The 18288-nt window shown below is 32.6% G+C and carries 22 protein-coding genes; 10 read left to right on the top strand and 12 right to left on the bottom strand.

Annotation, left to right across the window (positions count from 1 at the left end; all coding sequences use genetic code 11):
- Positions 1-31: 31 nt before the first annotated feature.
- The 4 genes from arfB to T410_RS06430 are packed head-to-tail and all read right to left on the bottom strand — an operon-like array spanning position 32 to position 3886.
- Positions 32-436 carry an alternative ribosome rescue aminoacyl-tRNA hydrolase ArfB gene (gene arfB / locus T410_RS06445; protein WP_035669658.1) on the bottom strand — a complete coding sequence of 135 codons (405 nt, stop codon included), beginning with the start codon at positions 434-436 and terminating at the stop codon, positions 32-34.
- Entirely contained in the window at positions 399-2564 is a 2166-nt protein-coding gene (locus T410_RS06440) for a DUF4301 family protein (RefSeq protein WP_051929367.1), read from the bottom strand. The genes arfB and T410_RS06440 overlap by 38 nt, the downstream gene beginning before the upstream one ends.
- Positions 2513-3148 carry a nicotinamide riboside transporter PnuC gene (gene pnuC / locus T410_RS06435; protein WP_035669657.1) on the bottom strand — a complete coding sequence of 212 codons (636 nt, stop codon included), beginning with the start codon at positions 3146-3148 and terminating at the stop codon, positions 2513-2515. Before pnuC ends, T410_RS06440 begins: the two co-directional genes overlap by 52 nt.
- A gap of 21 nt (positions 3149-3169) precedes the next feature.
- Positions 3170-3886 carry a geranylgeranylglyceryl/heptaprenylglyceryl phosphate synthase gene (locus T410_RS06430; protein ID WP_035674193.1) on the bottom strand — a complete coding sequence of 239 codons (717 nt, stop codon included), beginning with the start codon at positions 3884-3886 and terminating at the stop codon, positions 3170-3172.
- Between the two features lie 96 nt (positions 3887-3982).
- On the opposite strand from T410_RS06430, the gene T410_RS06425 reads away from it, so the two are divergent.
- The 3 genes from T410_RS06425 (at position 3983) to T410_RS06415 (ending at position 5337) form a co-directional block, all read left to right on the top strand.
- A complete protein-coding gene (locus tag T410_RS06425; RefSeq protein WP_035669655.1) occupies positions 3983-4579 on the top strand; it encodes a Crp/Fnr family transcriptional regulator in 597 nt (198 codons plus the stop codon).
- A gap of 75 nt (positions 4580-4654) precedes the next feature.
- Positions 4655-4942 (top strand): hypothetical protein, encoded by a 288-nt coding sequence (locus T410_RS06420; RefSeq protein WP_035669652.1) that lies wholly within the window; start codon positions 4655-4657, stop codon positions 4940-4942.
- Positions 4939-5337 carry a group III truncated hemoglobin gene (locus T410_RS06415; protein WP_035669650.1) on the top strand — a complete coding sequence of 133 codons (399 nt, stop codon included), beginning with the start codon at positions 4939-4941 and terminating at the stop codon, positions 5335-5337. The genes T410_RS06420 and T410_RS06415 overlap by 4 nt, the downstream gene beginning before the upstream one ends.
- 45 nt (positions 5338-5382) lie before the next feature.
- On the opposite strand, the gene T410_RS06410 is transcribed toward T410_RS06415, so the two are convergent.
- The gene (locus T410_RS06410; RefSeq protein WP_035669647.1) at positions 5383-6051 is read right to left on the bottom strand and encodes a 4'-phosphopantetheinyl transferase superfamily protein; all 669 of its coding nucleotides are present in this window, start codon (positions 6049-6051) and stop codon (positions 5383-5385) included.
- Between the two features lie 250 nt (positions 6052-6301).
- Between T410_RS06410 and ahcY the strand changes: the two genes are divergently transcribed.
- The 3 genes from ahcY to T410_RS06395 all read left to right on the top strand — a co-directional run bounded on the left by ahcY (position 6302) and on the right by T410_RS06395 (position 8768).
- A complete protein-coding gene (ahcY, locus tag T410_RS06405; protein WP_035669645.1) occupies positions 6302-7618 on the top strand; it encodes an adenosylhomocysteinase in 1317 nt (438 codons plus the stop codon).
- 459 nt (positions 7619-8077) lie between these two features.
- Complete coding sequence (locus T410_RS06400; RefSeq protein WP_035669643.1) at positions 8078-8416, top strand: DoxX family protein; 339 nt, start codon at positions 8078-8080, stop codon at positions 8414-8416.
- 7 nt (positions 8417-8423) lie between these two features.
- The gene (locus T410_RS06395) at positions 8424-8768 is read left to right on the top strand and encodes a DoxX family protein (RefSeq protein WP_035669641.1); all 345 of its coding nucleotides are present in this window, start codon (positions 8424-8426) and stop codon (positions 8766-8768) included.
- A 122-nt stretch (positions 8769-8890) separates the two neighbouring features.
- On the opposite strand, the gene rpmA is transcribed toward T410_RS06395, so the two are convergent.
- Complete coding sequence (gene rpmA, locus T410_RS06390; RefSeq protein WP_035669638.1) at positions 8891-9157, bottom strand: 50S ribosomal protein L27; 267 nt, start codon at positions 9155-9157, stop codon at positions 8891-8893.
- A 23-nt stretch (positions 9158-9180) separates the two neighbouring features.
- Entirely contained in the window at positions 9181-9603 is a 423-nt protein-coding gene (gene rplU, locus T410_RS06385; RefSeq protein WP_035669635.1) for a 50S ribosomal protein L21, read from the bottom strand.
- Positions 9604-9867: 264 nt separating this feature from the next.
- Here rplU and T410_RS06380 point away from each other — a divergent pair, with 264 nt between their 5' ends.
- On the top strand, positions 9868-11193 hold the full coding sequence (locus T410_RS06380; RefSeq protein WP_035669632.1) for a pitrilysin family protein: 1326 nt from the start codon (positions 9868-9870) through the stop codon (positions 11191-11193).
- A 13-nt stretch (positions 11194-11206) separates the two neighbouring features.
- Positions 11207-12622, top strand: a complete 1416-nt coding sequence (locus T410_RS06375) for a pitrilysin family protein (RefSeq protein ID WP_238567348.1) — start codon at positions 11207-11209, stop codon at positions 12620-12622.
- Positions 12623-12721: 99 nt separating this feature from the next.
- Here T410_RS06375 and T410_RS06370 read toward each other — a convergent pair whose 3' ends face one another.
- Complete coding sequence (locus T410_RS06370; protein WP_035669629.1) at positions 12722-13588, bottom strand: DMT family transporter; 867 nt, start codon at positions 13586-13588, stop codon at positions 12722-12724.
- Between the two features lie 106 nt (positions 13589-13694).
- Here T410_RS06370 and T410_RS06365 point away from each other — a divergent pair, with 106 nt between their 5' ends.
- Entirely contained in the window at positions 13695-14078 is a 384-nt protein-coding gene (locus tag T410_RS06365) for a heavy-metal-associated domain-containing protein (RefSeq protein ID WP_035669626.1), read from the top strand.
- A 94-nt stretch (positions 14079-14172) separates the two neighbouring features.
- Here T410_RS06365 and gldD read toward each other — a convergent pair whose 3' ends face one another.
- The 4 genes from gldD to mutY are packed head-to-tail and all read right to left on the bottom strand — an operon-like array spanning position 14173 to position 17583.
- Positions 14173-14733 (bottom strand): gliding motility lipoprotein GldD, encoded by a 561-nt coding sequence (gldD, locus tag T410_RS06360; protein ID WP_035669623.1) that lies wholly within the window; start codon positions 14731-14733, stop codon positions 14173-14175.
- Positions 14734-14739: 6 nt separating this feature from the next.
- Positions 14740-16035 (bottom strand): gliding motility-associated protein GldE, encoded by a 1296-nt coding sequence (locus T410_RS06355; RefSeq protein ID WP_035669619.1) that lies wholly within the window; start codon positions 16033-16035, stop codon positions 14740-14742.
- Positions 16036-16058: 23 nt separating this feature from the next.
- Positions 16059-16499, bottom strand: coding sequence for a single-stranded DNA-binding protein (locus T410_RS06350; RefSeq protein ID WP_035669616.1), 441 nt, complete (start codon positions 16497-16499; stop codon positions 16059-16061).
- 49 nt (positions 16500-16548) lie between these two features.
- Entirely contained in the window at positions 16549-17583 is a 1035-nt protein-coding gene (gene mutY / locus T410_RS06345; RefSeq protein ID WP_035669613.1) for an A/G-specific adenine glycosylase, read from the bottom strand.
- A gap of 133 nt (positions 17584-17716) precedes the next feature.
- On the opposite strand from mutY, the gene T410_RS06340 reads away from it, so the two are divergent.
- Positions 17717-18007: an HU family DNA-binding protein gene (locus T410_RS06340; protein WP_016989051.1), complete on the top strand. Its 291-nt coding sequence runs from the start codon at positions 17717-17719 to the stop codon at positions 18005-18007.
- Positions 18008-18288: the final 281 nt, after the last annotated feature.

The raw sequence follows: 18288 nt of genomic DNA, 5'->3' as shown, positions 1-18288 counted from the left end.
AAAGCTTTAGAACATAAAAACAGAAAGAGACCTAATCTAGACTAGGTCTCTTTCTGTTTTTCTTGATTTCAGAAACATTTTTTTTATCTTTTATTCGCTTTCGGATAATTGACTTTGGAATTTTAGTAGCCTTTCGTTCTTTAGGAATAATTAACCCGTTAGTTATAATTTGTAAAAATCGTTTGATTACAATTTCTTTGTTTTTAAGTTGACTTCGATCTTCATCACAGTTCAAAATCAAAACCAAATCCGTTGTTAGCCTCGAAGACAATTTAGTTTCAAGCAACAATTTCTCTTCTTCGGTCAATGCTTGAGAATTTTTCAAATCAAAAGTTAAGACTACCTTAGAAGAAACCTTATTTACATTTTGTCCGCCGGCACCACTACTCCGAACAGCTTTAAGACCTAATTCGGTTATTATTTTTTCTCTTTTCAATTTTTTCAGGTTGGTGTGCCGTTTTTAATAAATCATTTACACTTTTCACGGGATTAAACGTGATTAAAGGAACCTGAACAAATATGGTGATCCAGTTTTTCATGGCACCATTCCATAATCCCGGCAATTCATATGATTTAACATCTCTTCCAAAAGCAGTTTTCTCGACTATAAATCCGCTATTATGATCTACAAACTGAACCAAATCATACTTCTCATTTTTGTAATTTTTTATCCCACAAACTAAATCTACAGGGTTAAAATGTGTAGATGCATTTAGAATTTTATTTTGATTTTCATTCAACCTGTCAACTTGTGAACTTTCTACGATTTGTAACGAAATACCTCCTTCATAGTCTTTTACCCAAAAAGGACCTCCACCTGCTTCACCCTCATTTTTAACCATCCCACAAACTCTTATGGGTTTGTTTAAAACGGATTGTATTTCGATAACTTTATTCTCAAAAGTAAACTTTCGGAATTCATCTGAAATTCTGATATTTAATTTTTCCTTCAAAAAAAGAAGAATTTCATCCATGTTTTCTTCTTGAATTTCTCCATCATCAAACGCCTGCAAATATTTAAATATTTGTTGTTGTAATTCAATTAAAATTCCTGCTAATGCTTTTTTATATATTCCAGTTTTTTCAACATTATTCTGAATTACGTTATCGATATTTTTAATAAATACAATATCTGAATCCAATTGATTCAAATTTTCTATTAACGCACCATGACCTCCTGGTCTAAAAAATAACCTCCCATTTTCATCTCTAAAAGGGTTGTTCTCAAAATCAACTGCAATGGTGTCTGTTTTCTTATTCTGACAAGAATAGTTTACATTTATTGCTGTTTTTGATTTTGTTTCAAAGCCATCTTTAAGTTTATCAATAATGCTTTCAAATTGTCCAAAATGGGTTTCAGAAACCGTAAAATGCAAATTTGAACTATTATTTGAATTTGTATAGAAAATGCATTCATCAAGATGTTCTTCGACTGGCGTTACGATTTTTTTTTGGTTTTTATGGAAAGGCAATGCCCCTTTAGGTTTGCTTGAAAAATCGAAATGATTTTTAGCTAAAAGTAATTGTATGAAATAATAGTTTTTATAATCTCTCTCAAGAGATTCAAAATTAGGAAATTCTTCTCTAAGCTTCTTGTCAATTGTCTTAAAAAATGGGAATTTTTCTAAACCTACAATAAAAATTGAAAGCTCAAGATCTTTATTTTTATTTATATATCCATTAATTGTATCATTTTCAATATCATAATCTTTCATGAAAGTGATCAAAAACTTAAACATTCTGGTTGCCGCTCCAGAAGCAGGTACAAATTTTTCCAGTTTAAAATTTGATTTGTTTTCATCAAAAAAAACTGCTTTCTCTTGAAAATCACTTTCAGATAATTTTAAAATTCCGTCTAATAAAGTTGCTGGTTTTACCAGATTACTCTTTACTATTCCATTTCTAAAGAAATTCAATTGTAGTTTGATGTTTTCCAATGAAACTTCATTTTCATAAATTTGAACAAAATCAATAGATGAGAAACCTATTTTTTTGGCTTCTGTCAAATTATCAATGATTGAAATAGCTTTGTTTAATCGTGAAATTTTATCTCCAGAAAGAGTAATAAATGGCTTTTTGTTTTCTATTAAAGATTGCTTGAAAGCATTAAACATCAATTTTCTTTCTTTGGAATCATCTCTTAAGTCGTCTTTCTCCCACGGAAGATCAATATCAGTCAGAAAAAACAAATCATATTCATGTTCAAGAGCTGCTTGGTTTAATAAGGGATTGCAATAGTTATAATACACTTCTGAAAACACCTTGGTAACCATTAAATTAGTATCACAAAAAAGATATCCATTGGCTGTAGATAAAAATTCATTTTCTAATTTTATCTGACCATAAGCAATTGGTAACATATCATCAATATCGCAAACACCTTGATTTATATCCCACTTTTCTTGAAGATAGTCTCGAGCAAATTCGGGAACCCATTCTGTTTTGTAATATTCCGCAAGCTGTTTTGCTAATGTAGTTTTACCCGTACTTTCAGGACCAAAAAGGGCGATTTTTACAATTTTGGTAATTCCGGACTGTTGGTATTGTATAAGTTTTTTTTCCATTCTAAATAGCCATAAACGGCAACAATTGTGAATATTATATATTGAAAACTTGTAAAGGTAAAACCTTTTGCGAAATATAGAGGAATAGAAATGACATCTCCAATAATCCAAAATATCCAATTCTCGATTTTTCTTTTTGCCATTAACCACATCCCTATAAAGAAAACACCTGTTAAAAAGGTATCAACGAAAGCATACCAAGTAGTGAACTTATCAAAATAGTGATAAACTGAAACTACAAATACAATTGTAAATATAAAAATAATTATGGAAATTCGTTTTTCATAATTGGAAATTTTTGAAATTGGGTATTCGACAATGTTTCCTTTCTTCCGTGTCCAATGGTACCAACCATAAATACTCATTATAAAATAATAACCATTGATCATCATATCACCCCATAAAGTCCATTTCCACAACAAGTAAACATAAATAAATGTACTCACTAATCCGGTTGGAAAAACCAAAATATCATCTTTTTTGGCATACCAAACACTTAATAAACCAAATAGCACTGCTATAATTTCTAAAACTATATCAATCGTAGGATACTCTCGATATTGAGAAAACAAATATTCAAACATTAGATAATTTTATTATTAATTTTATTTAAAAAAGTTCATGTCATTTTCAAAAGCTGTCCCTATTATGACTAAATCGGCACCCGAATCATATGCATTTTGAATTCCTTGCAAATCTACTATACCACCGCCAACAAGTAATGGTATTTCAATATTTTGAGAAACTAATTCAATCATTTTTAACGGGACGGCTTGTTTTGCACCACTTCCCGCTTCCAGATAAACCAACTTATTGCCTAACATTTCGCCTGCTTGTGCCGTTGCCAATGCCAATTCGGGATTATTCCTATCTAAAGGTTTGGTTTTACTTACGCGTTCTACAGCTGTTTCTGTTCCGCTTTCGATTAAAATATATCCTGTGGAAATGATTTCGAGTTGAGTTTGTTTTAAAATAGGAGCCGCTTTTACTTGATGTTCTATTAAATAATCTGGATTTCTTCCTGATATCAGAGATAGAAATAAAATAGCATCGGCTAGATCTGAAATTTGAGATGGATTTCCGGGAAAAAGAACAACCGGCAACTGGCAGTCTTGTTTAATCTTTTGTATTAATTCGCTAAGAATATTGTTTTCAACGATGCTTCCGCCAACAAAAACATGAGTTGCAGGTGATTGGTTTATTTTTTCAATTAAAATTTCTACAGTATTCAAATCGACTTTATCGGGATCCAGAAGAATGGCCAACATCTTTTTGTTTCCTAACTTGCCTTGGAGTAGTTGATTGTAAATATTTTGCTTCATAGAGGTGTAAAAGTAAAAGTTTTTTTTAAGTCTAAGAACTATTTTTGAATCAATTATATTTGTCATACAGTTCTCAACCAAAACAAATACAATATTATGATAGCTACTGAATTACTGGAAAAATATGGCGCCACTTTAAAGTTGTATAAAAAAACAAAGACCATTTTTATAGAAGGAAATCTAGCGATGCATTACTATCAAATACTTTCAGGAGAAGTAAAAATGAATAACTTTAACGATGACGGTCGGGAATTCATTCAAGGTTTTTTTAATAAAAATCAAAGTTTTGGAGAACCTCCTTTATTTTTAAATCGTCCCTATCCAGCTAATGCAATAGCTGTTGAAGATTCAGAAATCCTAAGTATTTCAAAAGATAATTTTATGAAATTGCTAAATGAAAACCCATCAGTATCCATAAAAATAATTGAGAATCTGGCCCAACGTTTGCATTATAAATCGGTTATGGCAGCTGAGATTTCCACTCACGAACCGGAACACAGGGTATTGCGGCTCATTGATTATTCTATTGCTTATCTTAATTTTAAAGAAGATAAAAACGGATATCGAATCGATTTAACCCGGCAGCAAATTGGCGATTTAACCGGACTCCGCGTAGAAACTGTTATTCGAGCCATTAAATCATTAGAAAAAAAAGGAGTTTTGAAAATCATTAACCGAAAAGTGTACCGTTAATTTTCGCTTTATGATTTAAGTCATAAAAAACTGGATGGAAGTGCAACTAAATTTGCTCTATAAAATTCACACACTATGACACTCTATAAAAAAACATTCGAAAATTTTGAACAAAATTTTATTGGTTCTTCAACAATGGCAGTTATTGGACAAAGTTGTCTAGGTGCCGCTGCTGCAATGTTTATTCTATCTAACGGCACGTCTATTTTACAAATGACACAATTGGCCATTACTGTTTTAATTTGCATGTTAGTAAATACTTCTATATTGTCTCAAATGAACCATAAATTAGTATTCAACCTCATCATTTCAAGCGTGCTTTGTAGCATTTTGTTTATTATTTTAAATAACGTTGCTTTATGAAAAAAATAATTGAAAATCGAGACGACTTGACCCTTCTCGTCCATTCATTCTATACTAAAATAAGAGCCGACAAAGAAATCGGATTCTTTTTTAATGAAACGATTACCAATTGGGATGAACACTTAGAAAAGCTGACGGATTTTTGGGAAATGAATTTATTTGCGATAAAGAAATACAAAGGAAACCCCATTGCGGTGCATAATGAAGTAGACAAACATTTTGATCATCGGATTTCGCCTAATGAATTTGGCATTTGGTTGAACTTATGGTTCGAAACTTTAGATGAACTTTTTGAAGGTGAAAATGTCGAAATATTGAAGCGAAGAGCCCGAAAAATGGGTACGTTCCTTTATATGAATATTTTTGAAAGTAGAAACAAAGAATTATTGACTTAGTTTTGGCAAGAAGATAAAACAGATTATGCGATAGAAGACTAAATACTACTTTTCGAAAGCGTAAACCAAAGTGAAATCTTGTTTCCCCTCTTCGTTCTGAAAGCTTTCGGGAAACGACTCTATTTCTTCAAAATGAATATTAAAATTCTTTACTAAATTATTAAAATGAAGTTGGGTATTGTGTTGTTTATCGTTTAATTCAAATGAGTAAACACTTATATGGTCTTTAAAACTGATTCCTTTTTCGTTTCGGATTTTAAAAATGGCTTCTTTAGCACCCCAAATAACGGTCAATTTTCGAATGTATTCTTCACTATCTGAATCCAAAAATTGGAATTCTGTATCACAAAATTTATCGGCGATTCGGGTAATTTTATCTCTTTGCAACTCGATGTCGATCCCTACGGTTTTATCACTGATAATAATTGCCGAAAAATTATGGGAATGCGTTATCGAAATGTGATTTTCTCCATGAAGATGTGGTTTCCCGAATTCGTCATAATACAAATCTAAATCCGTTTGGCCCGCTTCCTGCAATAACATGCGAACACTGAGGAATGCGCGCTGGTGCATTTCGGATTTCATTCCTTCCAGTCGGATTCGATTACTCTCGTTTAAGACAACTTGTTCGAATAATTCCGTATAGGATTCGGTTACTTTCCAAACAAGGATTTTTGTTGTAGAATTGAATTTTATCGTTTTGAAAAGCGGCATCGTGTTCTGGTTTCGTTTTTAGCCCCGGTAGCAGCGGCATCCTTTTTTCACGCTTTTTTGCGTGAAAAAAGATATAGCGAATAACGGGAAATAGCTCCTGAAACTGAAACAAGTTCAGCTTTAAGAAATTATTTAGTTAATGTTCAAAAGATTAGCAAATTAAACAATTCATAAATCTTTTAGAAAACAGTAAAATTCTAAAGTTATTACGTAAATTTGCAAAAATTTTTACAATACAAATATACTATAAATGAGTACATCGACTATGCCTTTTGTGGCTTTCAAAGTTAAAGACATTTCTCTAGCAGCTTGGGGAAGAAAAGAAATTGAACTAGCAGAAGCTGAAATGCCAGGTTTAATGGCGCTTCGTGCGGAATACAAAAACGAACAACCACTTGCTGGTGCTCGTATTGCAGGATGTTTGCACATGACAATCCAAACTGCGGTTTTGATTGAAACTTTAATTGCTCTTGGTGCTGAGGTGACTTGGAGTTCTTGTAATATTTTCTCTACTCAAGATCAGGCTGCTGCTGCAATTGCTGCTGCAGGAATTCAAGTTTATGCTTGGAAAGGTTTGAACGAAGAAGATTTTGACTGGTGTATTGAGCAAACCTTATTCTTTGGTGAAGACAGAAAACCATTGAACATGATTCTTGATGACGGTGGAGATTTGACGAATATGGTTATTGACCGTTTCCCAGAATTGGTTGCTGGTATCAAAGGTTTGTCTGAAGAAACTACTACTGGTGTTCACAGATTATACGAAAGAGTGAAAGCGGGAACATTGCCAATGCCGGCAATCAATGTTAATGACTCAGTTACTAAATCGAAATTTGATAACAAATACGGTTGTAAAGAATCTGCAGTTGATGCGGTTCGTCGTGCAACTGATATTATGCTTGCTGCAAAAAGAGTAATCGTTTGTGGTTACGGTGACGTAGGTAAAGGAACTGCGGCTTCTTTTAGAGGTGCTGGTTCTATTGTTACTGTTACTGAAATTGACCCAATTTGTGCGCTTCAAGCTGCAATGGACGGTTTTGAAGTAAAGAAATTAGACACAGTTATTGCTACTGCTGATATTATCATTACGACTACTGGAAATAAAGATATTGTTTTGGGTTCTCATTTCGAAAAAATGAAAGACAAAACTATCGTTTGTAACATCGGACATTTTGATAACGAAATTGATATGGCTTGGTTGAACGAAAACCATGGCGCATCAAAGATCGAAATCAAACCACAAGTTGACAAATATACTATCGCTGGAAATGACATCATCATTTTGGCTGAGGGTCGTTTGGTAAACCTTGGTTGTGCTACAGGCCACCCAAGTTTTGTAATGAGTAACTCATTTACAAACCAAACTTTGGCTCAAATTGAATTGTGGAAAAACAGCGCAGCATACAATAATGATGTGTACATGTTACCTAAACATTTAGATGAGAAAGTAGCGATGTTACACTTAGCTAAACTAGGTGTTGAATTGGAAACGTTACGTGTTGATCAGGCTGATTATATTGGAGTTCCAGTTGAAGGTCCATTCAAACCAGAATATTACAGATACTAGTCTGAAATTAGTTTTTTAGATTATTAGAACCCTTGCAGAAATGTGAGGGTTTTTTGTTTTTATTCTTTAAAAAATTGCATTATAAAAGCGCTTTTGGGTTAATTGAAGTAAAATATTCTAAACCAAAAAGTAATAATACAACAGCAATAAATTGATATTAACTATCATAATTCAAAAAACACACTGAGATGCGATATTATTAACATTAACGCTGTGTACATCTCAATGACAAACTAACTTTCAAAAGAAAAGTCTATCTTATGCTAAACGTAAATTGTATCAACCTCAGCTAGATCTGAAGCTAACTATTAATAAACAAGCATTATTTCCTAAGAAATATACACCACAACCCAGTTCTAATTTAAGTTTATGGTATCTTTGATTACTTATAAAATTTAAAAGAATTTCTTTGTTTGAAGAACTCCATATAAAGCTTGTAAAAACCTTAATTATATAATCATGAATACTTATTCCATCATTGCCCAACTAATAATCGCATTGTCTGTAGGTTATGTTTGGATTTTTAGATTTGATAACATTGTAAAAGAATTTAAACAATACGGACTTTCTGATTTGACACGAAATATGGTAGGCGCTTCAAAAATAGTGTTAGCAACATTATTAATAACTGGAATATGGTATCCAGAACTCATTTTTATCCCTGCTCTTTTAATGGCTTTTTTAATGGCTTCGGCACAGTTTTTTCATTTCAAAGTAAAAAATCCATGGATCAAACATCTTCCTTCTTTACTACTTTTGGCAATATCTCTTTTTGTGGCAATATACGTTTCCAAATAATCAAAATATGAGTTATTTAGATATACTTATTTTATTTTCAGCAACTTCTTTTCTTATTTACGGAATAGCTTATTTTGTATCAACGAACATGAAAAATGAGTTTAAGCGATTTGGACTTGAAAAATTTGGACCATTAACAGCTGTTTTAGAATTGGCGGGAGCTATTGGTTTGTTTATTGGCATTGGGATTCAGAACAACACTATCTTGCTTCTGGCCTCAGGAGGGTTGGCTTTGTTAATGCTTCTTGGCACTGGAGTTCGCATCAAGATGAAAGATTCTTTATTAATATCTCTACCAGCGTTTTTTTATTTCGTACTTAACACCTACATTTTGTATAGGACTTTAATGTAAATTTATTCGAAATAGTTTTATTTATTTGTCACCAAAATACTATTTAATCAGATTTCAAATTAAAACAAAAAACCCGTATCGATAAAAATCGAAACGGGTTTTTTAATAATTGAGAAAATCAATTATGCTTCAACTTCAAATGGAAGTATAGAAACATATGATTTGTTATCTCTTTTCTTTTGGAAGAAAACAACTCCATCTACTCTTGCGTGTAGTGTGTGATCTTTACTGATGTAAACATTTTCACCTGGATTATGTTTTGAACCTCTTTGTCTTACGATGATGTTCCCAGCAATAGCAGCTTGACCACCAAAAATCTTAACACCTAAACGTTTTGATTCTGATTCTCTACCATTCTTAGAACTACCGACACCTTTCTTGTGAGCCATGACGTATTAGTTTTATTTTGTTATTATTCTTGTGTATCTTCTTTTTTAGCTTTAGCTGCCTTTTTCTTAGGAGCTTCAACTTCTTCTGTAGTTGCTTCAACTGCTGCTTTTTTAGGAGCTGCTTTCTTAGCACCTGATGCAGTAATACCTTCAATTACAATTTGAGTAAGATATTGTCTGTGACCGTTTCTCTTTTTGTATCCTTTTCTTCTTTTCTTTTTGAAAATGATAACTTTATCTCCTTTTAAGTGTTGTAACACTTTAGCTTCTACTGAAGCACCTTCTATAGCTGGGGCGCCTATTGTGATTGTACCGTTATCATCTAACAAATAAACTTTGTCGAAAGAAACTTTCGATCCTTCTTCATTTGCCAAACGGTGAACGTAAACCTTAAGGTCTTTGCTTACTTTGAATTGTTGCCCTGCTATCTCTACGATTGCATACATACTGAATAGTTTTAATAATTTTTAAGGTTGCAAATATACAATTAAATATTTATCCTGCAATCCCTCAAGCGAAAAAATACTTCATCTGTTTTAAACTTTGTTTTTCAACACTTTATATATTCCTAAACAGTATTTATCCAGTCAAAATTTGTTAAAATTAATCGAAACTTTAAATGACCAAGCAATCGTAATTAAAAAAAGGTATTTTTGAAGTATAAATATTTTTCGTTTTTATCTATTGTAAATAGAAATGTATTAATCCGTATGAAAAAATTAATAATAATGTTAAGTACTGCACTTATGCTAGGAGGAATAGCTTCGGCTCAAAAAATAGCTTTTGAAGAATATGATTTAGATAATGGCATGCATGTCATATTACATAACGATCCATCGGCGCCAGTGGTTTTGACTTCTGTAATGTATCATGTAGGTTCAAAAGATGAAACACCGGATAGAACTGGATTTGCTCATTTCTTTGAACATCTTTTATTCGAAGGAACAGAAAATATTAAACGTGGCGAATGGTTTAAAATCGTAACTTCTAATGGCGGGATAAATAACGCCAACACTTCTGATGATCGTACCTATTATTATGAAGTATTCCCATCAAACAATTTAGAATTAGCACTTTGGATGGAATCCGAAAGATTAATGCATCCTGTAATCAATAAAATTGGCGTAGACACTCAAAACGGAGTGATCAAAGAAGAGAAACGAAGTCGTTACGACAATCAGCCTTATGGTAATATTATTGGTGCTGTAAAAGAAAATATGTTCAAGAATCATCCGTACCGTTGGACTACAATTGGCTCGATGGAACATTTAGACGCAGCCACTTTAGAAGAATTTCAAGCTTTTAACAAGAAGTTCTACATTCCTAACAACGCAGTTTTGGTAGTCGCAGGAGATTTCGAAAAAAACAAAGCCAAAGAATGGATTCGTAACTATTTTGGATCAATCAAAAAAGGAAAAAAAATAAAAAAACAAACCTTTGCAGAAGAACCAATTACACAAACTATAAAAGCGACATACGAGGATCATAATATCCAAATACCAATGGTTGTGGCTACTTACAGAACTCCTTCGATGAAAACTAGAGATGCGAGAGTTTTAGATTTAATTTCTTCCTACTTAAGCGATGGAAAAAGTTCTAAATTATACAAGAAAATTGTTGATGAGAAAAAAATGGCTTTACAAATAGATGCTGTTGGTTTTAGTCAAGAAGATTACGGTATGTATATTTTGTATGGTTTGCCAATGGGCACACATACTTCTGCCGATTTAATAAAAGAAGTTGACGAAGAAATTGTAAAAATACAGACCGAATTGATTTCGGAGAAAGATTTTCAAAAATTGAAAAATACATTTGACAATCGTTTTGTGAATAAGAATGGAAATTTAGAAGGAATAGCTGAAAATTTAGCGACTTACTATTTGCTTTATGATGATGTGAATTTAATTAACACAGAGATTGATTTATTTCATTCCATAACTCGTGAAGAAATTAGAGAGGTAGCCAACAAATATTTAAATCCAAATCAAAGACTTATTTTGGATTATGTTCCTTCAAAAGCGGAGGCTCAAAATTAAGATCTTTTCAATCATGAAAAAAACAACTATTCTATTATTCATTTTGTTCATAACAGGAATCATGCAAGCACAAAATCGTCCACAACCAAAACCTGGAGCCACTCCAGTTGTAAATATAAAAAAACCGCAAACCTTTACTTTAGACAATGGTTTAAAAGTAATGATTGTAGAAAATCACAAATTACCCAGAGTAACTTTTAACCTTGCATTAGACAACGCTCCATTTGCAGAAGGCACTAAAAAAGGTGTCGATGAATTATGCAATAACCTGATAGGAAACGGAAGTGTAAAAATTGCGAAAGACGCGTTCAACGAAGAAATTGATTTTTTGGGTGCCAACATCAACTTCAGTTCGCAAGGCGCTTATGCCAGTTCTCTTTCTAAATATTCAGGAAGAATATTAGAACTCATGGCTTCAGGAGCATTGCATCCAAAATTCACGCAAGAAGAATTCGATAAAGAGAAAGCCAAATTACTAGAAGGACTTAAAGCGCAGGAAAAAAGCGTACCCGCAATTGCTAACAGAGTGGTTGATGCACTTGCCTTTGGAAAAAACCATCCTTCCGGCGAATACATGACCGAAGAAACACTTAAAAACGTAACGCTTGCTGATGTGGAATCCAATTATCAAAACTACTTCGTTCCCGAAAATGGATATTTGGTAATTATTGGAGATATTAAATATGACGATGTTAAACCTATTGTTGAAAAGCTTTTTGGTTCATGGGAAAAAAGAAGTACTCCAAAACTGACCTATGCTGCTCCCCAAAATGTACCTTTTACTCAAATCAATTTTGTTGATGTCCCCAATGCCGTTCAATCAGAGATTTCATTGGTAAACACCGTAGATTTAAAAATGAGCGATAAAGATTTCTTTCCCGCAGTTATTGCCACTTATATTCTTGGCGGAGATTTCAATAGTTACCTCAATATGAATTTAAGAGAAAAAAATGGTTGGACTTATGGTGCAAATGCAATCATAGGCTCCGGAAAATACGTAACAAAAATAAGATCTGCTTCAGCTGTAAAAAGTACCGTCACCGATAGTGCAGTTGTGGAATTCATTAAAGAAATTAAAAAAATAAGAACAGAAGAAGTATCTCCTGAATTACTTAAAAACGTAAAAGCCGGCTACATTGGACGATTTGTAATGCAAGTAGAAAAACCACAGGCAATTGCACGATATGCTTTGAACATTGAAACCGAAGATCTCCCTGCTGATTTCTATGAAAATTACATCAAAACAATCAATGCGGTAACGCAAGACGATATTCTTCGTGCTGCTAACAAGTATTTCCTTTTAGATAACACACGAATTATAATTGCAGGAAAAGGCTCAGAAGTGCTTCCGGGATTAGAAAAACTAAATATCCCTATATTTTATTTTGACAAATACGGCACTCCTACAGAAAAACCCGTTTACAAATAAAATACCATAGTTTTATTTTAAAAACCAACAAAGGCTGTCTTTATTGAACTGCCTTTGTTGGTTTTACTATCGTATCACCTGCAATCCGCAACCTAAAAACTACTTTTTTGCAGATAAATATACTCCTATCAAAATAATAAAAGCGCCAAAAAACTGAACTGGTGTTAACATTTCATCGTCTAATAACCCCCAGAAAAAAGCAACTATTGGAATCAAATAAGTAACAGAAGTAGCAAAAACCGGCGAGGACATTTGGATTAATTTAAAGAACAGAATATTAGCGATTCCAGTTCCTACCACTCCTAATATCATGATAAACAAAACCGAATGCTGTACGGTATCAACATGAATTACATCAAAAAAACCAGAGAAAAATAAAATAAGCAATGTTGGCAACAACAGAAATGCAAAATTCCCGGTAGTGATACTCAACGGACTCAAATCATGTAAATATTTTTTTAATAAATTTACGTTTATAGCATAGCAAATTGAAGCAACTATGACTAAAATAGCGTAATAATAATTTTGCTCCGGATGGTTTATTGCTCCGTTAAAAACCAAAAGCATACTTCCTACAAGACCTATAAAAACCCCCCAAACCTGACTTCTTTTGAAATGTATTCCAAAAGCCATCGCTCCCAAAATCAACGTATTTAATGGAGTCAGGGAATTAAGAATCGCGGTTATGGAACTATCAATTTCAGTTTCGGCAATGGCAAAAAGATACGCAGGAGTAAATGTCCCAAACAACGAAGTAAGTGCAATGTATTTCCATTTTCCTTTTGGAATTTTCATTAAACTTTTAAAACCTATTAATAATAAAAAAATGGCTGCAAACAAGATCCTTAAAGAACCTAACTGCAACGCAGTTAAACCAACCAATCCCTTTTTTATTAATATAAATGAACTTCCCCAGATTAAGGCAAGAATCATCAAGTAAACCCATTTCAATTGTCTTGCATTCATAAATCTAATTTTGCCCCAAAATTGTAATAATTTTATGAAATAGCACTTCTTTTTTTTATTAATTTTGCAGCTGATAATTAGACCTTTAATTTAAATCCAAATAAAAATGAATTTCACAAAATCAATAGTAGCGATAGCCCTTGCAGGTCTTTTATTTGTAAGTTGCAAAAAAAACACTGAAGAAACTACTGCAACTACAACAGCTTCAACAGAAAATACCGCTCCAAAAGTTAAAAAAGAAATTGCAGTCGCTAACTTGCAAACAGCCAGTTTTAAAGTAGACGGGATGACTTGTGCTATTGGTTGTGCCAAAACAATAGAAAGCGAATTATCAGATCTTGATGGTGTACAAAAAGCTACCGTAGATTTTGATAAAAAACTGGCAACTGTAACTTTTGATAAAACGGTTCAAAATCCTGAGAGCCTTACTAAAGTTGTCGAAGCAACCGCTGACGGAAAAACATATAAGGTTTCGAATATGAAATCGTAATCGAAATTATTTCATTTCATAAAAAAAGCTTCTCAATTGAGAAGCTTTTTTTTAACCATAGAAGAAATTGCTTTCAATAAATTTTCTATTAAAATCATTTCCACTTCAAGGTTTCCATTAACCTTTGCATATCATTTTTGACATAACTTGCCGCTGGCATAATAGAATCAAAATTAGGTTTAGCATAGAAATAAATAGATCCTGTCACAAAATGTTTTGTACTATCTGTTGCGTAGAATTGTGAGTTTGTCGCCGCATTCCCATCTACTTGATAAAACATACCATATACCTTTTTTTGAGGATTTAAATACGGTTGTTCCAATATATCATCAGCTTTTATCACATGCTCATAAGTCAATTTTTGAGCGTCTTTCAATAATTTTGCGATATTATTATTTACTGGTTTATAAGTCAAATAAATAGTGGCTTTCATTTTTGGATAAGTAATAGTAAATCCACAATCTTTCTCTCCTTTGATAACCGCTTCTGAATTCATCTCGAAAGCAAAAGGACATTCATTTTCAAAACCTACATATTTTGCCTCGGGATAATCCAATCGTAAATAGCTGGATGGTTTTGGTATAACATCGTCTTTGCAGCTAATGCTCAATAATGACAATAGTATAGTTGAAAAAGTGATTATTTTTTTAAACATTTTTAATTATTCAATCGTTACTTTTATTTGTTTAATTCGTTTCTTATCTACCGATTCTACAGTGAATTGGCAGTTTTCAAATGAGATTTTCTGATCTTTTTTTGGAAAATTTCCTAAAATTTCAAGAATAAATCCAGCTAATGTTTCAGCTTCTCCTTTTTTAATTTCGAATAACTCTTCGTCAACATCAACAATTCTATAAAAATCCTTGAGATTTATTTTCCCTTCAAAAAGGTAATTATTGTCATCAATTTGAGAAAAATTGATATTTTCATCATCAAATTCATCACTGATATCACCTACAATTTCCTCAATTACATCTTCAAGCGATACTAATCCAGAAGTTCCCCCGTATTCATCAACTACAATAGCTAAATGACTTTTCATACTTTGAAAATCTTTCAGCAAATTGTCTAATTTTTTATTTTCAGGCACAAAAAACGGTTCTCTTACTAATGACTTCCAATCAAATTCACTCGTATTAATGTGCGGCAATAAATCTTTTACAAACAAAACGCCTTCTATCTGATCTATATTATCTCGGTAAACAGGAATTCTGGAATATCCTTTTTCTATAATTTTTGGGCAAATAACTGAAAACGGTTCGTCAATTTCCAAAGCAAAAATATCAATTCTTGGACTCATCACCTGTTTTGTATCTGTATTACCAAAACTCACAATTCCTTCTAATATTTTTTGCTCATCAGAGGAAGTTTCTTCTGAATCAGTAAGTTCTAACGCTTGTGACAATTGATTTACGGAAAAATTTGTCTTTTGTTTTCCTAATTTATTATGCAAATAAATAGTCGTTTTTCGCATCGGTAGGCTTATTGGCGAAAGCAATTTATCTAGCGCTGCAACAGGATACGCAATCAACTTGGCAAACTTAATATTGTTTCTACTGGCATAGACTTTTGGCAAAACCTCTCCAAATAACAACAATAGAAAAGTAACCACAATTACTTCAAGAATGAATTTTAAAATAGGTGATGTTACGGCTGCAAACAGGTTTTTCCCAACAAATGAAAATAAGATTACAACCCCAATGTTGATGAAATTATTGGCGACAAGAAGAGTAGCTAAAAGCTTTTTGGGCTTTTCTAAAAGATCAGAGATAATTTTTCCTTTTGAAACATTTTCGTGTATTGTTTCATCAATGTCTTTTTGTGACAATGAAAATAAGGCTACTTCAGCTCCTGATACAATTGCAGAACAAAAAAGTAAAGCAAAAATACCCACAAAACCAAACACTAAGTCAGTGTCTATTGCGTACGAAAAAAATAAACTGGGCTCTGGGTCCAAATTAAAAAAGATTAGTTAAACAATCAAAACGGTAAATCATTGACTGGCAAACCGTTATTTTGCGGGTCAAAGTTAGTGTTTTTTACGGATTCTGGATTTTGAATTTGTTTACTGTTCTCGTTATCCTTTTTTGTGGATAAAAAAGTAAATTCGGTTACTTGAATTTCAGTTGTATATTTAGTAGAGCCATCTTCTGCCTGCCATTGACGCGATTTTAAACGGCCTTCTATATATATTTTATCTCCTTTTGAAAGGTACTTTTCACAAAGCTCAGCCGCTTTATTGCGCACGACCAAATTATGCCATTCAGTAGAAGTGATTTTCTCATTGGTTGTCTTGTTGATGTAAACTTCATTTGTAGCCAGTTGAAATCTACCGATACAATTTCCTCCATCAAAATAATGCATTTTGACATCATCTCCCAAATAGCCAATTAGCATAACCTTATTTAATGTTCCGTTCATGGTATTTAAATCGTATTTCTATCAAAGATACATTTTTTCAGAAACTTTATTAATCGTTTTTAATAAAATTATGGATGACAATGGGAAAGGGAAAGGATGTCAATGTCTCGGTATCTATTCCGTTTTGAATTGCACCTTGTATATTTACTTTCCAAAACTTGATATACAAGTGTTGATGCGAAAGTTTATGAATGATACTCTTTTCATTATACTCCATTATACTAACAATCCCATTATTAATAAAAAATTCATTTAGAATACGCGAGCTTATAAAGTCAAAACCCTCCTCTTTCTCTGTTTCAATTAAAGGAAACTCATATAGATTATGCCAAATTCCTTTGTCAGTTCGCTTTTGAATTACTGTATTTTTATTCTCATCATTAGCCACTAAGTAATTAAAATATCGTTTTCTAACTTTGAGTTTCTTAGATTTTACGGGCAATTGATCTACTTTATTTTTCTGCAAAGCGGCACAACTTTCGTTAAAAATACAAATACCACAATTGGGACTTTTAGGAACACATTGTAATGCGCCAAACTCCATGATAGCTTGATTGAAAATCGCAGGATTGTCTTTTGGCATTAATTCAAAAGCCAAGGCAGCAAATTCTTTTTTGGCGGAAGCCGCAGCAATATCTGTTTCTACATCAAAATAGCGTGACAAAACCCTAAACACATTCCCATCAACCACAGGAACCACTTCATTATAGGAGAAGGAAGCAATTGCAGCAGCGGTATATTCTCCAACACCTTTCAACTGCAATAACTCCTTATAAGTTCCGGGAAAAACACCCGATAATTCGTCCGCAACATATTGAGCCGTTTTATGTAAATTTCGGGCACGAGAATAATACCCCAAACCTTGCCAAAGTTTCAAAACCTGTTCTTCATCGGCTTTCGCCAAATCAAAAACAGTAGGAAATTCAGCTGTAAAAGACAGAAAATAAGGCGTCCCTTGCGCGACCCGGGTCTGTTGCAACATGATTTCAGAGAGCCAAATAGGATAAGGATTGGTGGTATTTCGCCAAGGCAAATCGCGTTTGTTTTGTAAATACCATTGTATTAGCAAGTTAGAAAAAGTCATGTTTTAATTATTTATAGGCAAAAGTAAAAGTTTATGTTATTAAAATTTAATGAATTAGCTTGAATAATTGTTTTTTAAATTCCTATATTTGCAAACTCAAAAAAATAGTACAACATAATAAATAGGAAAGAAAATGACGAAAGCAGATATCGTAGCAAAAATTTCAGAGAAATTAGGTCTTGAAAAAGGAGATGTGCAAGCAACTGTAGAGACTTTTATGAATGAAGTTAAAAATTCATTAGAAACTGGAGACAATGTTTATTTAAGAGGTTTTGGAAGTTTTATAGTAAAAACTAGAGCAGAGAAAACAGGTAGAAATATCTCTAAAAATACAACAATAAAAATTCCTGCACATAACATTCCTGCATTCAAACCTGCAAAAGTTTTTGTTGAGGGTGTAAAAATAAATAACGAAGCAAAATAATATATTAATTAATCATAAATCTTCAAGATATGCCAAGCGGTAAAAAAAGAAAAAGACATAAGGTAGCAACTCACAAACGTAAAAAAAGAGCGAGAGCTAACCGTCACAAAAAGAAAAAGTAGTTTTAAACTACTTTTTTCTTTTTAAACGTTCATTGAAATTGAAAGTTAGTAATCAGTATTCAGTTTTTAGTATTCCGTTAACTTCGAACTTAACACTGCAAACTGCCAGCTAATTTTCCCCGGGTTCAATACCTGTTAAATATTGTTTAATCCATTTGT

The sequence above is a fragment of the Flavobacterium sp. 83 genome (assembly GCF_000744835.1).
Classification (GTDB): Bacteria; Bacteroidota; Bacteroidia; order Flavobacteriales; family Flavobacteriaceae; genus Flavobacterium.
The sequence above is the reverse complement of the archived record's forward strand: the minus strand, read 5'-3'. Positions and strand labels throughout refer to the sequence as shown.

What these genes read in the sequence shown, in the direction of transcription:
- T410_RS06440 (WP_051929367.1), bottom strand. Translation starts at nt 2,564, where the DNA reads ATGGAAAAAAAACTTATACAATACCAACAGTCCGGAATTACCAAAATT.
- pnuC (WP_035669657.1), bottom strand. Translation starts at nt 3,148, where the DNA reads ATGTTTGAATATTTGTTTTCTCAATATCGAGAGTATCCTACGATTGAT.
- T410_RS06430 (WP_035674193.1), bottom strand. Translation starts at nt 3,886, where the DNA reads ATGAAGCAAAATATTTACAATCAACTACTCCAAGGCAAGTTAGGAAAC.
- T410_RS06425 (WP_035669655.1), top strand. Translation starts at nt 3,983, where the DNA reads ATGATAGCTACTGAATTACTGGAAAAATATGGCGCCACTTTAAAGTTG.
- T410_RS06420 (WP_035669652.1), top strand. Translation starts at nt 4,655, where the DNA reads ATGACACTCTATAAAAAAACATTCGAAAATTTTGAACAAAATTTTATT.
- T410_RS06415 (WP_035669650.1), top strand. Translation starts at nt 4,939, where the DNA reads ATGAAAAAAATAATTGAAAATCGAGACGACTTGACCCTTCTCGTCCAT.
- T410_RS06410 (WP_035669647.1), bottom strand. Translation starts at nt 6,051, where the DNA reads ATGCCGCTTTTCAAAACGATAAAATTCAATTCTACAACAAAAATCCTT.
- ahcY (WP_035669645.1), top strand. Translation starts at nt 6,302, where the DNA reads ATGAGTACATCGACTATGCCTTTTGTGGCTTTCAAAGTTAAAGACATT.
- T410_RS06400 (WP_035669643.1), top strand. Translation starts at nt 8,078, where the DNA reads ATGAATACTTATTCCATCATTGCCCAACTAATAATCGCATTGTCTGTA.
- T410_RS06395 (WP_035669641.1), top strand. Translation starts at nt 8,424, where the DNA reads ATGAGTTATTTAGATATACTTATTTTATTTTCAGCAACTTCTTTTCTT.
- rpmA (WP_035669638.1), bottom strand. Translation starts at nt 9,157, where the DNA reads ATGGCTCACAAGAAAGGTGTCGGTAGTTCTAAGAATGGTAGAGAATCA.
- rplU (WP_035669635.1), bottom strand. Translation starts at nt 9,603, where the DNA reads ATGTATGCAATCGTAGAGATAGCAGGGCAACAATTCAAAGTAAGCAAA.
- T410_RS06380 (WP_035669632.1), top strand. Translation starts at nt 9,868, where the DNA reads ATGAAAAAATTAATAATAATGTTAAGTACTGCACTTATGCTAGGAGGA.
- T410_RS06375 (WP_238567348.1), top strand. Translation starts at nt 11,207, where the DNA reads ATGAAAAAAACAACTATTCTATTATTCATTTTGTTCATAACAGGAATC.
- T410_RS06370 (WP_035669629.1), bottom strand. Translation starts at nt 13,588, where the DNA reads ATGAATGCAAGACAATTGAAATGGGTTTACTTGATGATTCTTGCCTTA.
- T410_RS06365 (WP_035669626.1), top strand. Translation starts at nt 13,695, where the DNA reads ATGAATTTCACAAAATCAATAGTAGCGATAGCCCTTGCAGGTCTTTTA.
- gldD (WP_035669623.1), bottom strand. Translation starts at nt 14,733, where the DNA reads ATGTTTAAAAAAATAATCACTTTTTCAACTATACTATTGTCATTATTG.
- T410_RS06350 (WP_035669616.1), bottom strand. Translation starts at nt 16,499, where the DNA reads ATGAACGGAACATTAAATAAGGTTATGCTAATTGGCTATTTGGGAGAT.
- mutY (WP_035669613.1), bottom strand. Translation starts at nt 17,583, where the DNA reads ATGACTTTTTCTAACTTGCTAATACAATGGTATTTACAAAACAAACGC.
- T410_RS06340 (WP_016989051.1), top strand. Translation starts at nt 17,717, where the DNA reads ATGACGAAAGCAGATATCGTAGCAAAAATTTCAGAGAAATTAGGTCTT.